Origin of the sequence: Subdoligranulum sp. APC924/74, from assembly GCF_003324125.1 — a bacterium.
In the GTDB taxonomy this organism is placed as follows: Bacteria; Bacillota; Clostridia; order Oscillospirales; family Ruminococcaceae; genus Gemmiger; species Gemmiger qucibialis.
This window is the reverse complement of sequence record NZ_PSQF01000032.1, coordinates 1-21,966: the sequence shown is the minus strand read 5'-3', so window position 1 is coordinate 21,966 and position 21,966 is coordinate 1. Positions and strand designations below refer to the sequence as shown.

Below are 21,966 nucleotides of genomic sequence, written 5' to 3'. Positions count from 1 at the left end.
ATGGAACGCACAGGAAACATCACATTTTCGGTCATTGTGCCGGTGTATAATGTGCAGGCTTATCTTTCTGCCTGCGTCAAAAGCGTGGTGGAGCAGGCCGGCCCGGCGGACTGGGAGTGCATCCTGGTGGACGATGGCTCCACGGATGCCTGCCCCGCCATGTGTGATGCTTTTGCTCAGCTTTGCCCCGGCGTTACGGTCATCCACCGCTCTAACGGCGGGCTGGCCGCCGCGCGCAATACCGGCATCAAGGCCGCCAAGGGCAAGTGGCTGCTGTTTTTGGACAGCGACGATTACTGGCCGCCCCATATGCTGGAAAAGCTGCGCGCCGCCCTGGCCGCCGCACCAGGCTACCGCTGGTACGTCTGCCGCTATCTGGAGCAGGACGAAAGCCAGGGGATGGATGCCAGGCCTTATCCCGGCCCGGTGGAGCGGTTCACCCCCGGCCCGGATGCCGACCCCGATTACGCCGCCCGCGTGGCGCGGCTGTATGCCGCGGGCCACTGGGCGGTCTGGCGCTTTTGTATTGACCGGGAATTTCTGGTTAAGTATAACCTGCTTTTCTGGAATGAGGTCCGCTGGGCGGAGGATTATCCCTTTGACCTGGTGCTGGCCGGTGCCTGCCCCAAGCTGTATTACCTGGATGTGGAGCTGGTGGTCTACCGCGCCAACCGGGCGGGCAGCCTGTTGAACGCGGGCCTTGCCAAACATTTTGCGGGCATCGCGGCGGTCATCCACCGGTTTGAAAAAATGTTCGCCGCGCCGGACTGCCCCTGGACCCCGGCGGAGCAAGCCGAGATCTGGCGGCGCACCGCCAATGTGTTCTGGCCGCAGGCCCGCGGCGCTGCCTGCCGTGATGCCGAGGTACGCGCCGCCTGTGCCCCCGGCATGACCGCCTGCAAAGCACTCTGGAAACTGGGGGACGAGAACACCCGCCCGGACTGGAAGCTGTTTGCCTTCCTCCTCAACCACTTCGGCCCCCGCTTTGCCCTTTGGGCGACCGGGCTGCTGAAACGGAAATAAAGCTCTGCACTCATTGTAGGGGGCGGCGTCCCCGATGCCCCATGAACCTCTGCCGTAAATGCCGGTTTCGGCTCCATGCCCCGTAGGGTGGGGTCACTCGACCCCGCCGCCTTTCCGCGCCTTGACCCTATCAAAACACCTAGGAGAACACCTGATTGCGTACACAAAAAACAATTTTGAACCTGGTCTATGCGCTGGGGTCCAGCCTGCTGCTGATGTTGCTGGGCTTTGCCACGCGGCGGCTGCTGGTATTTAACTTTGGCAACGATATCACCGCCGCATCCCAGGTGGTGGATAAGCTGTTCAACTTTTTCTCCATCGCGGAATTCGGTGTTGGCAGCGTCATCAGCTACCGCTTGTATGAACAGATCGCCGCCAAGGATACCGAGAAGATCAGCAAATATATGTCCATGTATAAATGGGCATACCGCGCCGTGGGTGTGGTTATCTGCGTGCTGGCGGGCATCGGGGCGCTGGCCCTGCCGTGGATCATGCCCGGCGTGGCCAGCATCCAGACGGCCTATACCGTTTACCTGCTCAACACCATCTCCACGCTGTCGGGCTATTTCCTTGTCACCCGGCGGCTGATGTACACCTGCACCCAGCAGGGGTACCTGTGTACCCGCATCGACTTCTGCTTTAATGTTGCCAACTATCTGGCCCGCATTGCCATTGCGCTGTGGCTGCCAAACTATATTTTGTATTTCGGTGTCAGCATCCTGTTCAACACCGGTGCCAACCTGGTGGTGGCAGCGCGGTATAAAAAGGACTTCCCCGAACTGCACGAGGTCAAGGTTACTTTGCGGGATTTCAAGGATCTTGGCATCTTCCATGACCTCAAGTATTACCTGGTTCACCGCCTGTCCAACACCATTTACGGCTCGTCCGATACCATCGTCACCAGCCGTATGGCGGGCAGCGCTATGACGGCTAACCTTGGCAACTATACCACCGTGTCGGACAGCGCCACCAACATCGGCAATAAAATCATGGACAGCTTTGCCGCAGCCATCGGCAATATCGTGTACGATAAATCCGCCACGGCCAACGCCCATGATAAGCAGGTGTTCTGGGGGCTGGATCTGTTCAGCTATTTTTTCGGCAGTTTTGTGGCAACGGCATATCTCTGCCTGTTCCAGCCATTTATCAGCCTGTGGATGGGCAGTGACCGCCTGCTGCCGCTGGGCTTTGTTATTGTGTTCAGCCTGAACGAATATGTGGGCTGGAACCACCGGATGCTCGGCTCCTACCGCGCCGTGCTGGGCCACTTTGAGCAGGACCAGTGGTTCATGGTCGCCTCTGCCGCCACAAACCTGATTCTAAGCTTTGCACTCTTCCCGGCGTTTGGCATTACCGGCATTGTGGCGGCTACCGTTGTGGCCCACTGCATCATGTGGGTGGGGCGCGGCATTGTGGTTTGCCGCCAGTATATGCGCGGCAGCGGCTGGCGCTACCTGCGGGTGCAGGCGGTGCATCTTGTCACCCTTGTGGTACTTATGGCAGGCAGCTACCGCGTGTGCGCCCTGCTGCCCGGCGGTATTCTGGGGCTGCTGGGGCGGGCTGCTGTGGTCTGCATCCTGCCCAACGTGCTGAACCTTGCGTTTTATATCTGGACCAGCGATGCCGCCTATCTGCGCACCCAGGCTGGCCGCCTTTGGCAAAAAATTACCCATCGTTAAGGGGGAAACACAACATGGCAACCATTGGCATGCTGTATATCTGCACCGGCAAATACACCGTGTTCTGGCCGGAATTTTATGAAACTTTCAGCCGGAACTTTTTACCCGGCTGCAAAAAAGAATACTTTATCTTTACCGATGCACCGTCCATCGCTCACGAGGATGACCCCGCTGTGCACCGCATTGCCCAGCCCGCCTATGACTGGCCGCTGAGCACCATGAAGCGCTTTGCGATTTTCCTAACCCAGGAAAAGGCGTTGGAACAGCTGGATTATCTCTTCTTTTTCAACGCCAACCTGACCTGCCGGGAGGTCATTACCCCGGAAGAATTTTTGCCCCGTCCGCAGCAGGGGGAACAGTTGCTGCTGGTCCAGCAGCCGGGGTTCTGGAACAAAAAGCCGATGTTTTACAGCTATGACCGCAACCCCAGATGTACGGCCTATATCCCGTACAACTGCGGGCGGGACTATGTTTCCGGCGGGCTGAACGGCGGTACCTCCGCGGCATTCCTGGCCATGTGCAAAGAGCTGGACCGCCGCACAGAGCAGGATATCCGCAACGGCGTGGTGCCCCTGTGGCATGACGAAAGCCAGCTGAACCGCTATGCCGCCGAACATCCCGGCAGCTACCGCCTGCTGACCCCTGCTTACTGGTACCCGGAAGGCTGGCAGATGCCCTTTGAGCAAAAAATCATTGTGCGCAATAAATCCCGCTACTTTGATGTGGCGGCGGTCAAACACCATTCTCAGCACACCCGCAGCTGGCTGCAATGCAAATGGGAAGCCTTTTGCGAAAACTACCTGCCGTATTTGCTGTGCGCAAGGGACAAACTGCTGCAAAAACACCTGTAACCTAATTAGCAATTAGAAATGAGCAATTAGAAATTGCAGAACTCCCGTAGGGGCGCACATTGTGCGCCCGTCGCTTTGCCTTACATGAAATCAAACAATAGAGGAGGGGCGGCTTATGCCGCAAAAAAATGCACAGGACCGCCTGTGGAAAATTTTAACCCCGGTGCTGCTGGTTCTAGCGGTTCTCGCCATGGCCAAAACGCTGTTTGTGGGGCTGGAAATTGATGAAGAATATGCGTTCTCCCTGGGCTTCCGCCTGGTAAAGGGGGACCGGCTGTTTTATACCATGTGGGAGCCGCACCAGCTTTCGGCCTTACCGGCAGCGCTGGTGCTGGCTCTGTATACCGCCATTGCAGGCACAACCACCGGGGCGCTGCTGTTTGTGCGCGCTGTGGTGCTGGTCTGCAAAGCGGCCATGAGCGCGGTATTTTACCGCGATTTCAAGCAGACCATTGGCCGCCATGGGGCGCTGCTGAGCGCGGTGGTGCTGTTTGTCTACACCCCCAAGTGGTTCCTGGGGCCGGATTATATCAGCCAGCAGTTCCACTTCACCGTGGCAGCATTTTTGTGCTTTTACCATTATTACACCCATGGTTTCCGCCGCCCATGGCTGGTAGTGCTGGGGGCGGTGTGCGCCTGCTTCAGCTTTCTGGCGTTCCCGCAAAGCGCACTGGCGGCGGCGGTGATTTTTATCGGCATGGTGTTGCTGGGCCGCCGCGGCAAGGAGCCGACGATCTGTAAGATCCCCCGCGGCGCGGTGCTGTTTGTGCTGGGCTGTATGGCCTGCGCGGCAGCGTTTCTGGCGTATGTGCTGCCCGGCATGGGGCTTACCGCGTTTTTGCAGCGCGTCAGCCTGATCCTGAACGACCCGCAGTATGATTTTACCACAAGCCAGCGGCTGGCCCTGTTGGCAAGCCAGGCACTGAACACCGCCAAATTCCTGGCAAAGCCGCTGGCCGCCAGCGTGGTGCTCTGTCTGCTGTGGTGGGCCAAAACCCGCCAAAAACGGGATTGGATCGGCCTTGCCCTGAACCTTTGGGCCATTCTGGCGGCTCTGCTCTGCGTGGTGCGCGCTGTGGCGGACTCCAGCTCCGATGAGCGCTACTTTATGCCGGCGCTGGTGCTGGCGGCGGCCTGGGCGTTCCGCAAGGGGCGCGGCACGGCGTGGGAGCCGCTGTTCTGGCTGGGCTTTCTGCCGGGCATGGCGGCGTATGCGTTCATTCTGCGCTCTACGCTGCTGGGCTTTTCGGCTACCTTTATGTATCTGACCTGGCCCGCGCTCTGCGGCTGCTTTGCCATGTTGGCGTGCAGGCAGGAGAATCCGGAACAGGAAAAACTGCCCCAGGGCCAGTGTGTGCTGGCGGCGCTGCTGGTATTTTTGCTGGTATGCCGGTTCTGGTGCGTTCTGGTAACGGGTTGGAAGCCTGCCAATGTGGCAACAGCCAACCTGAAGCAGATCACCGCAGGCCCCGCCGCAGGGACCTGGGCGGACGAAAAAGCCGCCGATATGCAGATGGCCCTGTACGAAGCGCTGGAACCCTTTGCGGGCAAGCAGGTGCTGCAGGCTATTGGCGAGCAGCACGGCCTTGGCTTTATGATGGCGGGAGGAACCTTGACCATCGGTCAGGCGTCCGTCATCTCCGGTACCGACAGCGACCCGCGGTTCATCCAGTATTATGAGGAACTGCCCGAGAAGCGTCCCGATGTGATTCTGTATGATGAAGCCGAAGTGCGCGATATGGCCGCGTTCCATGCCTGGATCGAAGAAAACTTTACCATCACCGCCCGCTACCCCGTCACCCACGGCACCGCCCACCTGCAAGTGCTGGTAGTTGATTGAGCTTTCCACAAGCACAGGAAAAAATGTGGAAAGTTTGCGGGCATTTGCAAGGGAAACGACCCCACTATTATTTTTGAGCCGCGCGCCGCGCGGCGGTCCACCAACATTATTCTTTATTCTCTATTCATTATTCATTCAAATCGCATGATTCGCCTGGCAATCATGCGATTTCGTTTGACCCCCCGCCCCAAATATAGTATTCTATAATCAATCAAAATATCTTGTTCAGGAGGCTTGCCCTATGCCGGAACGCTTTCTTGTTTTTATCCCTGCCTATAACTGTGAAAAACAGGTGCCCCGTGTGCTGAACCAGCTGCTGGACCGTCAGGTGGCCGCTATGGTCACCGAGTGCATCGTGGTCAATAACCGCTCCACCGACGGCACCGAGGCCGCCGTGCAAAGCTGGATGCAGGCCCACCCGCAGGCCCCGGTCCGCCTGCTGCGCAACGACCAGAACTATGGCCTGGGCGGCAGCCATAAAGTGGCATTCCAGTACGCCGTTCAGCATAACTTCGACTACCTGATTGTGCTGCATGGCGACGACCAGGGCGATATCCGCGATGTGCTGCCCCTGGTACACAGCGGCCGCCACCGCAAGTACGATTGCTGCCTTGGCTCCCGTTTTATGCCGGAAAGCCGCATCAAGGGCTACAGCACTCTGCGTGTGGTGGGCAACTATGGCTTTAACTGGCTGTTCAGCCTGGTGGCCGGGCACAAGATCACCGACCTGGGCAGCGGCCTGAACCTGTACGCAGTGCCACCGCTGGCAAACGGTTATTATAAAAAATTTCCGGATACGTTGTATTTTAATGACTGCATGATCCTGGCCCTCTACCACCTCAAGCAGAAAGTCCTTTTCTTCCCCATCAGCTGGCGGGAGGAAGACCAGGTATCCAACAACAAACTCACCAGCTTTGGCGTCAGCCTGCTCAAACTGTGCGGGCGCTACCTGAAAAACAAAAACGAGTTTGTGACCCGCGAATGGCGGGAAAAACCAATCGAAGAATATACAAGCACCATCATTGCTTCCAATCTGTAAAGGGGGATGTTGATTATGAAGGTTCTGGTAACGGGTGCTGCCGGGTTTATCGGCGGCCAGCTTATGCATGCATTGTGGAAAAACGGCCATACCGCCATTGGTGTGGATAACTACAGCTATGGCAGCGCCGATAACCTGCATTTTGACGACCATGATTTTTCCGCCGATGTCATCAAGATGGATATCCGCGATAAAGAGGGCATGAAAGCCCTGTTTGAGCAGGAAAAGTTTGATATCGTCTATAACATTGCGGGCATTGCCCCCCTGCCGGACTGCCAGAGCGACCCGGTGGAGGCCGTCAGCGTCAACACGCTGGGCCTTGTCAACGTGCTGGAAAACGCCCGCCGCACCGGCGTTAAGCATGTTATTCAGGCATCCACCAACGCGATGTACGAGAATGAAACCGAGTTCCCGACCGTGGAATCCAAGTTCAACCCGCCCACGCTGATCTATCCCAACACCAAATACTGCGGCGAGCGGTTCTGCCAGAGCTTTGCCGATACCTACGGCATGAACATCACCTGCCTGCGCTTTGCCAACGTTTACGGCCCGCACATTGACTGCCTGCGCAAGCAGCCGCCGTTTGTGGGCTATATGATCCGCGAGCTGTACTATGACCGCGTGCCGGAGTTCCACTCTGACGGCAACCAGCGCCGCGATTATATCTATGTGGATGACCTTATCGACCTGGCCATGCGCGTGTGGGATCAGCCGGGCTTTGATGCAGTCAACGTTTCCAGCAACAAGAACTACTCCGTCCGCGAACTGTACGCTACGGCCTGTGAGCTGATGGGCAAGCAGATCGAAGCCAAATACTGCCCGTCCAGCCACTATTGGGCCAAGTACCCGGAGCTGTACGGCGGCGCTTACGGCATCAAGCCGGAAATTCTGGACCACGAGGTCAACAAGTATTCCCTGTGCGATAACACCCACGCCAAAGAGTGCTATGGCTGGGAACCGAAGATCGACATCCGCGAAGGCCTGCGCCGCGTGATCGAGAACGAGTGCGCCATGCTGGCTGCCCGCGATGCGAAAGGGGAATAACATGGCAAAGCTGCACCTTGTAATGCCGATGGCCGGGCGCGGCAGCCGCTTTTTTGAAAACGGCTTTGTGATGCCCAAGCCCCTGATCGAGATCAACGACCGCCCGTTTTTCTATTGGGCAACCCAGAGCATTGCCAAATTTGTGGACTGTGCCGATATCACCTTTGTGGTGCTGGAGGAGCATATCCGCGACCATGCCATTGACCGGGAAATCAAAACCTATTACCCCGATGCCAAAATCGTGGCCCTGCCCGAAGTGACGGAGGGCGCCGCCATCACCGCCCTGCGCGGGGCGGAAAGCCTGCCGGACGATGAGCCGCTGCTCTTTAATGACTGCGACCACCTGTTCCTCTGCAAGCCGTTCAATGAGTTTTGCAAGGCGGGCGATTTTGCCAACGGCCCGGACGGCGCACTGCTGACCTTTGCCAGCGACTCCCCGGCCTACAGCTACCTGCAATATGGGGCCGACGGCAGGGTGTGCCACACGGTGGAAAAGCAGGTCGTCAGCCATGATGCCATCTGCGGGGCGTATTACTTCAAAAATAAGCAGCTCTATGCTTCCGCCTGTGCAGAGTACCTGCACCACTGCGATTATAAAGAATTTTTTGTTTCCGGCATTTACAACGTGCTGGCCGCCCGCGGGGTGGACCTGCGCGGATTTGCAACTGATCTGCACCTGCCCTTTGGCACCCCGGCGGAGTATGCCCAGGCGGAACAGGAAGCCAACAAGGCCGCGTTTGAAATGCTGATGTAAAATCCCCCCAATAAACTAACTGATTCAGGTGACCGCCGATGCAACCTTTCGGAACCATTTTATTATTGCTGCTTGCCTCTGCAGCGCTGGTGCTGCTGGGGCATGTGTTCCGCCTGCTCCGGTGGGAACAGTTCATCCGCATTTATGAATACCCCCAGCGCCGCAGCCTGCTGCGCGCCATGGCCGGGGGCTACGCCGTCAACTTTCTGCTGCCATTCCATGTGGGCGATTTTCTGCGCGCCGCTCTGGCTGGCCGCAAAATGAAAACCGGAACGGGCTTTGCTTTTGCCACTGTCATCATGGATCGCTTTCTGGATGTGTGGGTGGTGGCGCTGCTGTTCGGCGGGTTCCGGCTGGCCGGGCTGGGCGGCGCTGCGGTTTTGGGCGCAGCGCGGTATTATCTGGTTTTTGCGCTGCTGCTGGCCGCCGCTCTGGTGCTGGTGGTGCTGCTGCGGGACCTGCTCAAGCGGTGCTGCCTGGCCGTGTGCAGCATTTTCAATGATACCATCAAGCTGGACGGCCTTGTGTTCTGCTGGAGTCTCATCAATACCTTCAAGGATCTGCGCCGCGTCAACCTGTGGCGGCTGCTGCTCAATACGGTTCTCATGTGGGGGGCCTACCTTGCTTCTTACGCGGTGCTGGGGCAGGCAATCATTGCCTGCGGCGGCGCTGGCGGCAGCTTTGGCTTGGTGGAAGTGTTCAACATGCTGTTCGGCGTCAAGAGCGTGGATGTGACCAGCCTTGGCGTGGCGGGCTCCCTCGGTTTGAGCGATGCCGCCCGTGGGCTGGTGATCGCCTGGTTCCTGCTGCCGCTGGCGGTTATGTTTGCGGCACCTCTTTTGCCGGAACATCTGCGCGCCGCCCTGAACGGTGCAGCGGAGCCGATCGCCAACCGGGAAGCCGGGCAGGAAAACTACCTGAACCTGCTGCCCCAGGTGGACCCGCGGGACCGCGGCGCATTCCTCAACCAGTATTTCAGCCTGCAGAACAAAGCCTATGTGGCCAAGTTCATTGAGATCAACCAGAACATTACCATTTTGCAGGATTATTCCGCCGGTTCCAACGCAACTACCATGCTGTGTACCGATGGTGCCGCGACCTTTTACCGCAAATACGCCTTTGGCGCGGACGGTGCCAAACTGGCCGAACAGCTGGCCTGGCTGCGCCGCAATGCCGCCCGCCTGCCGCTGTGCGAAATTCTGCGCGAGGGCACCGGCGAAGGCTACTGCTGGTATGATATGACCTATTCCGGCAGCGCGGTGGGGCTGTTCCGCTATATCCATTCCAACCCGCCGGGAAAAAGCGCAGCCATCCTGCGCAGTGTGCTGCGGGCACTGGATGAACAGCTCTACCGCCCCACAGCCCGCCCGGCGGATCCCGAAAAAATAGAGGAATACCTGAACAAAAAGATGGATGCCAATCTGGAAAAGATCCGGGACGCCCGCATCCTGAAAGAACTGTGGAACTATGACCGCATCTGGATCAATGGCCGCAGCTACCGCAACCTGAAAGAGCTGGACCGCCTGTTTGACCACAATGCGCTGCGTACCCTGTTTGCCGCAGACCCCGTGGCGGATATCCACGGCGATCTGACGGTGGAAAACATCATCTGCCGCACCGATGTGGAGAACCCCGATAAAGCGTGGTACATCATTGACCCCAACACCGGCAACCTGCACGACAGCCCCTACCTGGATTACGGCAAACTGCTGCAAAGCCTGCACGGCGGCTATGAGTTCATGATGATGACCCCGCGCTGCACTGTGCAGGAAAACCACATTGACTTCCAGCTGACCCGCTCCGCCGCCTATGATACGCTGTTTGAAGCGGTCTGCGATGACCTGCGTGCCCGCTGCGGCGCGGCAGGGCTGCACAGTATCCTGGCGCACGAGCTCATCCACTGGCTGCGCCTGATGCCCTACAAGCTCAACAAAGATAAAAAGCGTGCCCCCATGTTCTATGCTGGGCTTGTCATGGTGGCCAACGACCTAAACACATGGGAAAACGAGGGAAAGTTTGATGAAAAAGCAAGGACTGATCGCCGTTGATCTGGACGGCACATTGATTGATACGGTTGCCGTCAACGCTGAAAGCTACCGCCGTGCGCTGGAGTCGTTCGGCTTTACGTTGGATTATGATTACTATGCCGCTTACTGCAACGGCAGGCATTACCGCGCCTTTTTGCAGCCGCTGATGGGCGGCAACCCCTCTGCCGAGGATGTGGAGCGGGTGCATGACCTGAAAAAGCAGTATTACGCCGCCAACATGGACATAGCCCGCAAAAACGAGGCACTGTTTGTCATCTTGGAAGCCCTGCGCCCCACCCATTACCTGGCCGTGATTACCACAGGAAGCCGCCAGAACGCAACGGAAATGCTGGACCACTTTCACTGCACTGACTGGTTTGACCTGATCCTGACCCAGGAAGATGTGGTCAACAATAAGCCGGACCCGGAGGGCTACCTGAAAGCCATGGCCCACTTTGGCGTGGACGCCGCCCATACCATGATCTTTGAGGACAGCGCCACCGGCCTTGCCGCCGCCCGCGCCACCGGAGCCAGCGTGTTTGCGTGCAATCAGTTCTGACCTAAGGCAACACCGCACAATTCCCGCCGGAGCGGCACTTAGAATTATGCGGTATTGCCCTAAATCCATACAAACCAAAACACCCCGCCGCCCGGCGTTTGAACCGGATGGCGGGGTGTTGCTTATTGAATCAAATGGGGCGGGGGAAAGAGCTTACTGGTCCTCTTTCACAAAGCTGCGCACGGCATCGGCAATGGCGTCAGCGGTCAGGCCGTAATCGCGCAGAACCTCCCATGCGGGGCCGGAATGGCCGAATTTATCCTGCACACCAATGCGGCGCACGGGCGTGGGAGCCTTCTCGCTCAGCAGACTGCAAACAGCCTCGCCCAGGCCGCCGATCACGCTGTGCTCTTCCACCGTGATGATTTTGTGGCACTCGCGGGCAGCGCGCAGAACGATCTCTTCGTCCAGCGGCTTGATGGTGGGCATGTTGATCACGCGCACACTGATGGCATCCTGACGCTTCAGGGTGACAGCAGCCTTCAGAGCTTCGCTGGTCATCAGACCGGTGGAGATGATGGCCAGATCAAAACCGTCGCACAGAACCTCGCCCTTGCCGATTTCAAAAGTATAGTTATTGGCATCATGCAGGGAAGGGGTGGCCAGACGGCTGAAACGCAGGTAAACGGGGCCCTTGTGGGCGTAAGCGGCGCGCACAGCGGCACGGGCTTCCAGATCGTCAGAGGGGCAGATCACGACCATGCCGGGGATGGTGCGCATCAGCGCAAAGTCCTCGCAGCACTGGTGGGAAGCACCGTCCTCGCCGACGGACAGGCCGCCGTGGGTGGCAGCAATCTTGACGTTCAGCTCGGGGTAACCGATGCTGTTGCGGATCTGCTCAAAAGCGCGGCCCGCAGCAAACATGGCAAACGAGGAAACAAAAGGCACATAGCCAAAGGTGGACATGCCGGCGGCTACACCGACCATGTTGCACTCGGCAATGCCGCAGTCAAAAAAGCGTTCAGAATATTTTTTTGCAAATACTGAGGTACGGGTCGAAGCGGACAAATCCGCATCAAATACCACGATATCGTCATGGCCTGCATCGGCCAGTTCCAGCAGCGCAGCACCGTAGCTGTCGCGCGTGGCAATGCTCTTGTTATCAGCCATTGATCCGTTCAGCCTCCTTTTCCATCACTTCATAGCTGGCGCGCAGCTCGGCCATCGCCTTGTCATACTCGGCATCGTTGGGGGCTTTGCCGTGCCAATCCACAGCGTTCTCCATAAAGCTCACGCCCAGGCCCTTGGTGGTGTGCAGCAGGAAGCAGGTCGGCTTGCCGGAACCATGGGAGCGGTCAAACAAGATGAATGCCTGCTCCAGATCAGCCAGGCTGTTGCCGTTGCAGATGATGGTGTTAAAGCCGAAGGCATCCATCTTCTGGTCCAGCGGTTCGCTGTTCATGACCTTGGCGGTGGGGCCGTCGATCTGCAGGCCGTTCACGTCGATCATGATGCAGAGGTTATCCAGCTTATAGTGGTTGGCAAACATAAATGCTTCCCAGCACTCGCCCTCTTCAATCTCGCCGTCACCCAGCAGGGTGTACACGTTGACGTCGGGGTTCTTCATCTTGGCGGCCAGTGCCATGCCGGCTGCGGCGGAAACACCCTGGCCCAGGCTGCCGGTGCTCATATCAACACCGGGAACCGTGTTCATGTTGGGGTGGCCCTGCAGGTAGCTGCCGGAGCGGCGCAGGGTAGGCAGGTCAGCCACGGGGAAGAACCCGCGCTCTGCCAGCACCGAGTACAGACCCGGCGCTGCATGGCCCTTGGAAAGCACAAAACGGTCACGGTCAGGGTCCTGCGGGTTCTGCGGATCGATCTGCATTTCCTTAAAGTATAAGTAAGTCAGCACATCAGCAGCAGAAAGGCTGCCGCCCGGGTGCCCGCTTTTGCCGCCATGGGTCGCTTCAATAATGCCCATGCGCACGCGGGTCGCAGTCATTTTTAACTGCAGCATCTCTTGCTTTGTCATATCCGTATTCCTCCAGCCGGGTGCAGCTACACCCGTATTATCTACTATTATATTATACACGCCCTGCAAAAGGACGCAATAATTTTGTAAAAATAAAACGGCAGATATTTTGATACAGTATAGCATAAAAAGCTACAGTTTTCCAGTGAAAAAACTGGAAAACGCTGTCAAATATTATCAGTTTGCCGCGCATGGATAAAGTTTTGGTGCAACTGCTGAATTTTCTGTACGCAGCATGGGCGAAATTTTACACTGCCTGCCCTTGTAAGCTGCTCCAAAAGATGGCACAATAAAAAGTAAGGCTACTTTTGGCCGGCCGGAAAAGGGGGCAGCAACATGGCAAACGGCATTTATATCCAGGCGGAGTACCGTGGAAAATTGATCCGCAAAATTGTCTGTAACGGCGAAGAACGCTGGTTTATCGGCTCAGACTGTGCAGTCACCTACCTGACCCTGCAGGCATGCAAAGCCGCCATTGACGCTTTGACGGTGTGAACAGCGCAGACAGGACGGTACCGCATGTCATAACTATTCTGTGGAGGCCGTAGGTACGCACATTGTGTGCCCACCAACCTGATGATGCAGTGGCTTTTCCGGGAAACAGCATACACGGAGAAAGACTGCAGGCGAACAATGTTCGCCCCGACAGAGCATTTTTTGACACACTGCGACGATAAAACACCACACTTTACCGCTTTACAATCCTGAAAAAAGCTGGTAAAGTAAGTATGGTACAATGATACCATCTACCCTTTTGCCTGCTTGTGCGCATTTGGCAGGCGGGGGACGGAATGATAAAACGGAGAAAAAGCGAGGTTAGAACAAGTGTTCAAGATCGTTAAAAAGCGGGAATTGAACCCCACAGTGACCGAAATGGTCATTGAAGCACCGCTGATCGCTAAAAAGGCGAAAGCGGGCCAGTTCATCATCATCCGCGCCAAGGAGGATTCCGAGCGCATCCCCCTGACGATTGCCCATTATGATGCCGCAGCAGGCACTGTGGCCATCATTTTCCAGATCGTCGGCGCAGGCACCATGCAGCTGAACTCCCTCAAAGAGGGCGAGTATGTGCATGACTTTGTCGGCCCGCTGGGCAAAGCAACTGAAATTGAAGGGCTCAAAAATGTCTGCGTAGTCGGCGGCGGCGTCGGCTGCGCCATTGCTCTGCCCGTTGCCCAGGCCCTCAAGGCCCAGGGCACCAAGGTTACCGGCATCATCGGCTTCCGCAATAAGGACCTTGTCATCCTGGAAGACGAATTCCGCGCCTGCTGTGACGAGCTGATCATCATGTCCGATGACGGTTCTTACGGCCAGAAGGGCGTTGTGACGATGCCGCTGGAAGAAAAGATCAAGGATGGCGCCGACTTTGACGAGGTCATCACCATCGGGCCGCTGATCATGATGAAGTTCGTTGTCAAGACCACAAAGCCTTATAACGTTAAGACCGTTGTTTCCATGAATCCCATCATGGTGGACGGCACCGGCATGTGCGGCGGCTGCCGCCTGACTGTGGGCGGCAAAACCAAGTTTGCCTGTGTGGATGGCCCCGATTTCGACGGTTTTGAAGTCGATTTTGATGAAGCCATGCACCGCGGCACCATGTACCGCGATTTTGAAGCCCACGCGCGGGAAGCGGAATGCAACCTGCTGAAAAAGGAGGTTGAGTAACATGCCGAATATGGACCCGAAAAAATGCCCCATGCCCAGCCAGGACCCCAACGTCCGCAACAAAAACTTTAAGGAAGTTGCCCTGGGCTATACCGCTGAAATGGCTGTGAACGAAGCCAAGCGCTGCCTGCAGTGCAAAAAGCCCGCCTGCCGCACCGGCTGCCCTGTTCAGATCGATATTCCCGCCTTTATTGCCGAAGTGGCAAAGGGCGATTTTGAAGCTGCTTACCAAGTCATCGCAAAGTCCAGCGCGCTGCCCGCTGTCTGTGGCCGTGTCTGCCCGCAGGAGAACCAGTGCGAGGGCAAGTGCGTGCGCGGCATCAAGGGCGAACCCGTCGGTATTGGCCGCCTGGAGCGCTTTGTGGCTGACTGGCACCGTGAAAACGTCCACACCCCGGCTGCTAAGCCGGAGCCGAACGGCCATAAGGTGGCAGTTATCGGTGCAGGTCCTTCCGGCCTGACCGTTGCCGGCGACCTGGCCAAGCTGGGCTATAAGGTTACCGTATACGAAGCCCTGCACGTTGCAGGCGGCGTTCTGATGTACGGCATTCCGGAGTTCCGTCTGCCCAAGGATATTGTGCAGCACGAAGTGGAAGGCCTGAAAGAGCTGGGTGTTGATATTGAGTGCAATATGGTCATCGGCAAGGTGCTGACCGTTGACGAGCTGATGAACGACTATGGCTTTGAGGCAATCTATATCGCTTCCGGCGCCGGTCTGCCCCGCTTTATGGGCATCCCCGGCGAGAGCCTGAAGGGCGTTTACTCTGCTAACGAGTACCTGACCCGCGTGAACCTGATGAAAGCATACCAGCCCGGCAGCCGCACCCCCATCATGAAGAGCCGTGCCGTTGCCGTTGTGGGCGGCGGCAACGTCGCCATGGACGCAGCCCGCTGCGCCAAGCGCCTGGGTGCCGAGCAGGTGTACATTGTATACCGCCGCGGCATGGCCGAACTGCCTGCCCGTAAGGAAGAAGTCGAGCATGCCGAGGAAGAGGGCATCATCTTCAAGACACTGACCAACCCGGTCGAGGTTCTGGGCGATGAAAACGGCTGCGTGAAGGGCATGACCTGCGTGGAGATGGAGCTGGGTGAACCCGATGCTTCCGGCCGCCGCCGCCCCATCGTCAAGGAGGGCAGCGAGTTTGAGCTGGATGTGGATACCATGATCATGGCTCTGGGCACCAGCCCCAACCCGCTGATCCGTTCCACTACCCCCGGCCTGGATACCGATAAGCACGGCTGCATCATCACCGATGGCCCCGATGGCCTGACCAGCCGCCCGTTCGTCTATGCCGGCGGCGATGCTGTTACCGGTGCCGCTACCGTCATTCTGGCTATGGGCGCCGGTAAGGAAGCCGCCAAGGCCATTGACGAAGCCATCAAGGCAAAAGAACAGGCATAACTGAATAAAGACTTATCCCTGCTTTTTCCAGGCAGGCTGCCCGCAACCCCGCAGGCGGCCTGCCTGTTGTGTTTGTTGAGTTTGCCGGGCACGAGTGATACAATATCAGTTAGGAGTTAGGAGTTAGGAGTTAGGAGTTAGGGGATAATTTCTCATTTCTCATTTCTAATTCTCTCAACTCCTCCCTCCTAACTCCTAACTAAAGAACGGAGGTCCTGCAATGTACGGGCATTTTATCCAGTTCACCATCCCCAAAATTGGCCAGGCCCTTGTGGCGGTGGTGCTGTATCTGAATTTTCTCAAACTGCCGTTTGTGGCCTGCTTTGCGGGGGTGTATCCGGCGGTGTATCTGCTGCTGCCGCTGTTGCTGCTGGCCGTGATGTCCTGGATCGGGCGGGACCCGCTCGGCCCCGGCATGATCGTCAACTCCCATCTGACCGGGCTGTATATTGCCGGGGACATTGTGGGCTTGCTGGCCCGTGCAATCGGCGGAACGGTGCTGACGGTCTGGCAGACCATCTGGATGGGCGGCCTGCTGGCCTGGGTGGGAACGGCCGCCATGATGCTCTGGAGCTATTTCAAGGCTATGTGCCTGGTTACCACCACCTACCGCCTGCAAACCACCAAGCCCCTGCCGGGCGGCAAACTGCGGGTGCTGCAAATCAGCGACCTGCACCCCGGCAAAGGTGCCGTGGACCGCAAGCGCATCCCGGAGCTGAACCGCCGCATCCGGGAACTGAACCCCGATATGATCCTTTTCACCGGCGATATTTTTGACGAGCATGTGGAACGCCCGGATTTTGATTCCTTCAATGCCTTCTTTGCCACGCTGGACCCGCCCGGCGGCAAGTGGTTCGTGTTGGGCAACCATGATCTGTTCCACCACTGGCGGGAGCCGAGCTATGGCCGCGCGGACCTGGAGGGCGCTTTTGCGCGGGCGCACATCCGCATTCTGGAGGATGTTTCCCAGCTGGCCTATGTGGGTAAAGATGCCACCCCGGTGCGCATTGTGGGCCGCAAGGACTGGCTGTACACCCAGGGTAACCGCTTTACCCCCGCCCAGCTGATGCCGAACGGCCCGGACAATGTGTATACCATCCTGCTGGACCACGAGCCGCGCGAGCTGAAAGCCGATGCCGCAGCCGGTGCAAACCTGATTTTGAGCGGTCACACCCACGGCGGTCAGATCTGGCCCACCGGCCTTGTGGCAAAGCTGTTCCGCTATAATGAACTGAATTACGGCATGAAACAGATCACCCCCGCCTGCGCCGCCATTGTGAGCGGCGGCACCGGGACCTGGGGCTACAAGATTCGTACCGAGGGCAAGACCGAACTGGTGATGGTCGAAATCGAACAAAAGGATGCTTGACTTGGATATATTGAACAAATAATACAAATTGTATAACACTGCACGCGCAGAGAACCGCCGCCCGACGGCCCGGTTTGTTGCGCTGGTTCTGCCAAAATCGGATCGCATGGTTTTGCACCCGCCTGGCCAGGTTTTTCCGGCGGGTGGGTGCTTTTTGATGCAAAATGGCCCCAAAACCGGCAAAATAGCAGGCTGCAACCCAAAGTATCGCCCCAGTTGGTGGCGGCAACCGGGTGCTTTCGCTATAATAAGGCCAGCAAAACACAAGGGGCCGGACCATCCGGCCGGGTTTTGCCGGGCGGTGCACCGCCCACTGCAAGCTGTTGATAGGAGATTATAAAATGAAATATCAAGTATTTGGCATTCTTTGGACGGTATTCAATCTTGCGCTCATGCTGGTTATGGGCATTGTCGGTATCTACCTGCTGTGGCTGGTCATCAAGGCGCTGCGGGTTTACATCAACTCCCACGAAGTGCGGGAAGAAAAGAAAGCCACCCGCAAGTCCCTGGCCGAAGCCCTGCGGGAGAACCGTGTGCGCTGCAAAATGACCCAGGAGTTTGTTTCGGAAACCATCGGCGTCAGCCGCCAGGCGGTATCCAAGTGGGAAAACGGCACCTCGGACCCCAACACCTCCAACCTGATCGCGCTGGCCAAGCTGTATGGTATTTCGGCGGAAGAGCTGCTGAAAAACGTGGAACACTCTGCCGGAACCGCCAAACCGAACGAAGGCAGCGAGAAAACCGTGTAAAAGAAAAACAGGGCGTGCACCCCTTTTTTGCCACGTTTTGTTGCCCTGGCAACATTCAAAATGCCGGAAACTGGCTATACTAAAACCGTCGGATATGATAAAATATTAACGACCGAGCCGGAGTGTGCCGGAAAACAAAAGGATTCCGGTACGCCGCAACAAGAGGATGCCCGCAGGGCAGAAAAGGGAAAAGTATGAAGATCATTTTTTATGGCACCCGTGATTACGACCACCTGTATTTTGACGTTCTGGCCGCTGACCCGGACTATGGCTGCACCATCAAGTTCCTGGCGGCCAACCTGGATCCAGATACCGCCCAGCTGGCCGCGGGCGGCGATGCCGTCTGCGCCTTTGTCAACAGTGATTGCGGTGCCGAAACGCTGTCCGTGCTGGCCAAAGCGGGCATCAAGCTGCTGCTGATGCGCTGCGCGGGCTACAATAACGTGGACCTTGCCGCCGCCAAAGCCAACGGCATTACCGTTATGCGTGTGCCGGGCTACAGCCCGGAAGCCGTTGCCGAGCACGCCATGGCGTTGGCCCAGGCCGCAAACCGCCGCATCTGCAAGGCATATATCAAGGTGCGCAATAACAACTTTGCACTGGACGGCCTGCTGGGCCAAAACTTTTATGGCGCCTGCGCCGGCATTGTGGGCACCGGCCGCATTGGCGCCGCCATGGCGCGCATCTGCCACGGTTTTGGCATGAATGTGCTCTGCTATGACATGTACAAAAACCCCGAAGTGGAAAAGTTTGCCCGCTATGTTTCGCTGGAAGAACTGCTGCAGAAAGCCGACCTGGTCAGCTTGCACTGCCCGCTGACCGAGGGTACCCATCACATGATTAACAAGGATACCATCGCCATGATGAGGGATTCTGCCATCCTGGTCAACACCAGCCGCGGCGGCCTGATCGACACCGATGCCCTGATCGAAGCCCTGCGCGCCCGCAAGTTCGGCGGCGTGGGCCTGGATGTGTACGAGGATGAGGATGACCAGGTGTTCCAGGATTTCTCCGACGATGTGCTGGAAAACGAGGTGGTGCCGGTGCTGCTCAGCTTCCCCAATGTGGTCATTACCAGCCACCAGGCGTTCTTTACCCGCACGGCATTGCAGAGCATTGCGGCCATCACGCTGGAAAATGCCCGCGCCTTTGCCCGCGGTGAAGAACTAAAAAACGAGGTAAAAGCGTAAAAAACTATCGTTTGTGTGCAAATGGGATACACTTGCCGCCATTGCACAAACAAAATTTTTCAAAAAATATTGTCAAATGCACTTTAGCGTGCTAATATAAATACCGGTGAAAGAAATAGAGGACCGCGCGCTTTCCGCCAGTTTCAAGGGGTCCGGCAGTGCGGCCGGAAGCGGAAAACAGCAGCCCACCAAAAAGGAGAGTGTATACCATGTCTATCAAAAATGCTTATCTGAACGAAGTGTACCAGGGCCTTGCAAAGCGCAATGCTGAGCAGAAGGAATTCCTGCAGGCTGTTGAGGAAGTTCTCGAAAGCCTGGAGCCCGTTGTTGAGGCCCATCCTGAATATGAAAAGGCAAGCCTGATCGAGCGCCTGGTTGAGCCGGAGCGCATCATCATGTTCCGTGTGCCTTGGGTGGATGACGCCGGCAAGGTGCAGGTCAACCGCGGCTACCGTGTGCAGTTCAACTCTGCCATCGGCCCCTACAAAGGCGGCCTGCGCTTCCATTCTTCTGTCAACCTGTCTATCCTCAAGTTCCTGGGCTTTGAGCAGTGCTTCAAGAACAGCCTGACCAGCCTGCCCATGGGCGGCGGCAAGGGCGGTTCTGACTTTGACCCCCACGGCAAGAGCGACGCCGAAGTTATGCGCTTCTGCCAGAGCTTTATGACCGAGCTGTACCGCCACATTGGCCCCGATACCGATGTGCCCGCCGGTGATATCGGCGTTGGCGGCCGTGAGATCGGCTTCCTGTTTGGCCAGTACAAGCGCATCCGCGACGAGTACTCCGGCATCCTGACCGGCAAGGGCATCCCGTTCGGTGGTTCCCTGGCCCGTACCGAGGCTACCGGCTACGGCCTGTGCTACTTTGCCAAGGAAATGCTGGCTGATGCTGGCAAGAGCTTTGAGGGCCAGCGTGTGGTCATCTCCGGCTCCGGCAACGTTGCTACCTATGCAAACCAGAAAGCTACCCAGATGGGCGGCAAGGTTATCGCCATGAGCGACTCCAACGGCTACATCGTGGACGAGAACGGCATTGACTACAAGGTCATCAAGGAAATCAAGGAAGTCAAGCGTGCCCGCATCAAGACTTACCTGGATTACGTTCCCACCGCTAAGTACGTTGAGGGCAGCAAGGGCATCTGGACTGTTCCCTGCGATATCGCTCTGCCCTGCGCAACCCAGAACGAGCTGCAGCTGGAAGGTGCCGAGGCACTGGTTGCCAACGGCTGCTACGCTGTTGCCGAAGGTGCTAACATGCCTTCTACCCCGGAAGCAATCGCTTACCTGCAGAGCCACGGTATCCTGTTCGCTCCCGCTAAGGCAGCCAACGCCGGCGGCGTTGCTACTTCCGGCCTGGAAATGAGCCAGAACAGCCTGCGCCTCTCCTGGACCTTTGAAGAGGTTGACGAGCGCCTGCACAACATCATGGTCAACATCTACAAGAACGCTGCCGATGCAGCCGAGCGTTACGGCATGAAGGGCAACCTGGTTGCCGGTGCCAACATCGCAGGCTTCGAGAAGATCGCCAGCGCTATGATGAGCCAGGGTGTGGTTTGATTTTCCCCCCACGCTTCAAACAGAATATAGCCTGAAATAACACACCGGGCCGCATGCAATATTACATGCGGTCCGGTGTTTGTTATGCGCTTAAAAATTACTCAAGGCAACACCGCACAATTCCCGCCTTGCGGCTTAAGCACCGCTCCGGCAGCTGCGGCACGGCATCTGCGTTGCCAAAATGCTCGATAATGTCGGGTTGCGGTACCCGCATCGTGCTTCGGGGGCAAAAGCCCCTCGCACTCTGCGACCGCTGCCCCTGCTTCGGTTCGCTGTTTCCGCCACTGGCGGCGCTCACCTTTGCAGCATCCAGTATTATCTGCGCATTTGGCTTGGCATCTGCCGCACCTCGCTCGCCGTATCGGCACTTAGAATTATGCGGTATTGCCCTAAAAATCCAAGCCGCTTGCCGGGAATTTTCGCCATCCGTTTGCACCGGTGCGCGGCAGGTGCTATACTGTTTACAGAACCCATGCGAAAGGAAGTAGCAAACGCCATGAACGATGCAGAACTGGACAGCCTGATGGGAAAGGGGGCACCCGTATGACGACCGCACAGCGCCGGGAAGAAATCTTGGCCCTGCTTAACCAGGCCGATGCCCCCATTGCCGCCAAGGACCTGGCCGCGCGGTTTGGGGTCAGCCGCCAGGTGATCGTGCAGGACCTTGCCGTGATCCGGGCATCCCGGCCCAATATCATCTCCACCAACCGCGGCTATATTCTGCAGCAGCAGGAAACCGGCTGCCTGCGGGAGTTTAAGGTCCGCCACACCCCGGAGCAGGCCGGGCAGGAGTTGAACCTGATCGTGGATCACGGCGGTCGGGTGAAAAATATCAGCATCAGCCACCGCGTTTATGGGCGCATCACCGCGGAAATGGATATCCGCTCCCGCCAGGATGTGCAGGAGTTCTTGCAGGCATTGGCAGGCGGCGCTTCCACCGTGCTTTCCACCGCAACGGACGGCTACCACTACCACCTTGTGGAGGCCGCCACCCCCGACCGCCTGGATTTGATCGGCCAGGCATTGCAGGATGCCGGTTTCCTGGCCCCCCTGCAGCCGTGGGAAAAAGAAAAGTAAGGGCAACACCGCACAATTCCCGCCTTGCGGCTTAAGCACCGCTCCGGCAGCTGCGGCACGGCATCTGCGTTGCCAAAATGCTCGATAAGACATCCAGTATTATCTGCGCTTTTGGCTTGGCATCTGCCGCACCTCGCTCGCCGTATCGGCACTTAGAATTATGCGGT

At 57.5% G+C, this 21,966-nt stretch carries 19 protein-coding genes; 17 read left to right on the top strand and 2 right to left on the bottom strand.

The features are described 5' to 3' along the window. From C4885_RS09130 to C4885_RS09090, 9 genes are all read left to right on the top strand, one after another. On the top strand, positions 1–1,023 hold the full coding sequence (locus C4885_RS09130) for a glycosyltransferase family 2 protein (protein ID WP_199488095.1): 1,023 nt from the start codon (positions 1–3) through the stop codon (positions 1,021–1,023). A gap of 155 nt (positions 1,024–1,178) precedes the next feature. Continuing rightward, positions 1,179–2,702 carry a polysaccharide biosynthesis C-terminal domain-containing protein gene (locus C4885_RS09125; RefSeq protein WP_114000030.1) on the top strand — a complete coding sequence of 508 codons (1,524 nt, stop codon included), beginning with the start codon at positions 1,179–1,181 and terminating at the stop codon, positions 2,700–2,702. A gap of 14 nt (positions 2,703–2,716) precedes the next feature. Beyond that, the gene (locus C4885_RS09120; RefSeq protein WP_114000029.1) at positions 2,717–3,553 is read left to right on the top strand and encodes a family 6 glucosyltransferase; all 837 of its coding nucleotides are present in this window, start codon (positions 2,717–2,719) and stop codon (positions 3,551–3,553) included. A 115-nt stretch (positions 3,554–3,668) separates the two neighbouring features. Continuing rightward, on the top strand, positions 3,669–5,393 hold the full coding sequence (locus C4885_RS09115; protein ID WP_114000028.1) for a hypothetical protein: 1,725 nt from the start codon (positions 3,669–3,671) through the stop codon (positions 5,391–5,393). 241 nt (positions 5,394–5,634) lie between these two features. Continuing rightward, the gene (locus tag C4885_RS09110; protein ID WP_114000027.1) at positions 5,635–6,432 is read left to right on the top strand and encodes a glycosyltransferase family 2 protein; all 798 of its coding nucleotides are present in this window, start codon (positions 5,635–5,637) and stop codon (positions 6,430–6,432) included. A 15-nt stretch (positions 6,433–6,447) separates the two neighbouring features. Then, positions 6,448–7,476 (top strand): NAD(P)-dependent oxidoreductase, encoded by a 1,029-nt coding sequence (locus C4885_RS09105; protein ID WP_114000026.1) that lies wholly within the window; start codon positions 6,448–6,450, stop codon positions 7,474–7,476. Between the two features lies 1 nt (position 7,477). After that, the gene (locus tag C4885_RS09100) at positions 7,478–8,230 is read left to right on the top strand and encodes an NTP transferase domain-containing protein (RefSeq protein WP_114000025.1); all 753 of its coding nucleotides are present in this window, start codon (positions 7,478–7,480) and stop codon (positions 8,228–8,230) included. A gap of 38 nt (positions 8,231–8,268) precedes the next feature. Beyond that, the gene (locus C4885_RS09095) at positions 8,269–10,278 is read left to right on the top strand and encodes a lysylphosphatidylglycerol synthase transmembrane domain-containing protein (protein WP_114000024.1); all 2,010 of its coding nucleotides are present in this window, start codon (positions 8,269–8,271) and stop codon (positions 10,276–10,278) included. Continuing rightward, the gene (locus tag C4885_RS09090) at positions 10,250–10,816 is read left to right on the top strand and encodes an HAD family phosphatase (RefSeq protein ID WP_114000023.1); all 567 of its coding nucleotides are present in this window, start codon (positions 10,250–10,252) and stop codon (positions 10,814–10,816) included. The genes C4885_RS09095 and C4885_RS09090 overlap by 29 nt, the downstream gene beginning before the upstream one ends. Positions 10,817–10,969: 153 nt before the next feature. On the opposite strand, the gene C4885_RS09085 is transcribed toward C4885_RS09090, so the two are convergent. Both C4885_RS09085 and C4885_RS09080 read right to left on the bottom strand, forming a co-directional pair. Continuing rightward, positions 10,970–11,926 (bottom strand): transketolase family protein, encoded by a 957-nt coding sequence (locus C4885_RS09085; RefSeq protein WP_114000022.1) that lies wholly within the window; start codon positions 11,924–11,926, stop codon positions 10,970–10,972. Beyond that, complete coding sequence (locus tag C4885_RS09080; RefSeq protein ID WP_114000021.1) at positions 11,919–12,788, bottom strand: transketolase; 870 nt, start codon at positions 12,786–12,788, stop codon at positions 11,919–11,921. The genes C4885_RS09085 and C4885_RS09080 overlap by 8 nt, the downstream gene beginning before the upstream one ends. A 336-nt stretch (positions 12,789–13,124) precedes the next feature. Between C4885_RS09080 and C4885_RS16470 the strand changes: the two genes are divergently transcribed. The 8 genes from C4885_RS16470 to C4885_RS09045 all read left to right on the top strand — a co-directional run bounded on the left by C4885_RS16470 (position 13,125) and on the right by C4885_RS09045 (position 21,799). Further along, the gene (locus tag C4885_RS16470) at positions 13,125–13,283 is read left to right on the top strand and encodes a hypothetical protein (RefSeq protein WP_158538853.1); all 159 of its coding nucleotides are present in this window, start codon (positions 13,125–13,127) and stop codon (positions 13,281–13,283) included. Positions 13,284–13,613: 330 nt separating this feature from the next. Then, complete coding sequence (locus tag C4885_RS09075) at positions 13,614–14,456, top strand: sulfide/dihydroorotate dehydrogenase-like FAD/NAD-binding protein (protein ID WP_114000020.1); 843 nt, start codon at positions 13,614–13,616, stop codon at positions 14,454–14,456. Between the two features lies 1 nt (position 14,457). Beyond that, positions 14,458–15,858: an NADPH-dependent glutamate synthase gene (gltA, locus tag C4885_RS09070; protein WP_114000019.1), complete on the top strand. Its 1,401-nt coding sequence runs from the start codon at positions 14,458–14,460 to the stop codon at positions 15,856–15,858. A 220-nt stretch (positions 15,859–16,078) separates the two neighbouring features. Next, the gene (locus C4885_RS09065) at positions 16,079–17,227 is read left to right on the top strand and encodes a metallophosphoesterase (RefSeq protein WP_114000018.1); all 1,149 of its coding nucleotides are present in this window, start codon (positions 16,079–16,081) and stop codon (positions 17,225–17,227) included. A gap of 341 nt (positions 17,228–17,568) precedes the next feature. Further along, a complete protein-coding gene (locus tag C4885_RS09060) occupies positions 17,569–17,976 on the top strand; it encodes a helix-turn-helix domain-containing protein (RefSeq protein ID WP_199488094.1) in 408 nt (135 codons plus the stop codon). Between the two features lie 194 nt (positions 17,977–18,170). After that, positions 18,171–19,166, top strand: a complete 996-nt coding sequence (locus C4885_RS09055; RefSeq protein WP_114000017.1) for a 2-hydroxyacid dehydrogenase — start codon at positions 18,171–18,173, stop codon at positions 19,164–19,166. A gap of 209 nt (positions 19,167–19,375) precedes the next feature. After that, the gene (gene gdhA, locus C4885_RS09050; RefSeq protein ID WP_114000016.1) at positions 19,376–20,722 is read left to right on the top strand and encodes an NADP-specific glutamate dehydrogenase; all 1,347 of its coding nucleotides are present in this window, start codon (positions 19,376–19,378) and stop codon (positions 20,720–20,722) included. A gap of 543 nt (positions 20,723–21,265) precedes the next feature. After that, positions 21,266–21,799 (top strand): transcription repressor NadR, encoded by a 534-nt coding sequence (locus C4885_RS09045; protein WP_114000015.1) that lies wholly within the window; start codon positions 21,266–21,268, stop codon positions 21,797–21,799. The last annotated feature ends 167 nt before the right edge of the window (positions 21,800–21,966 follow it).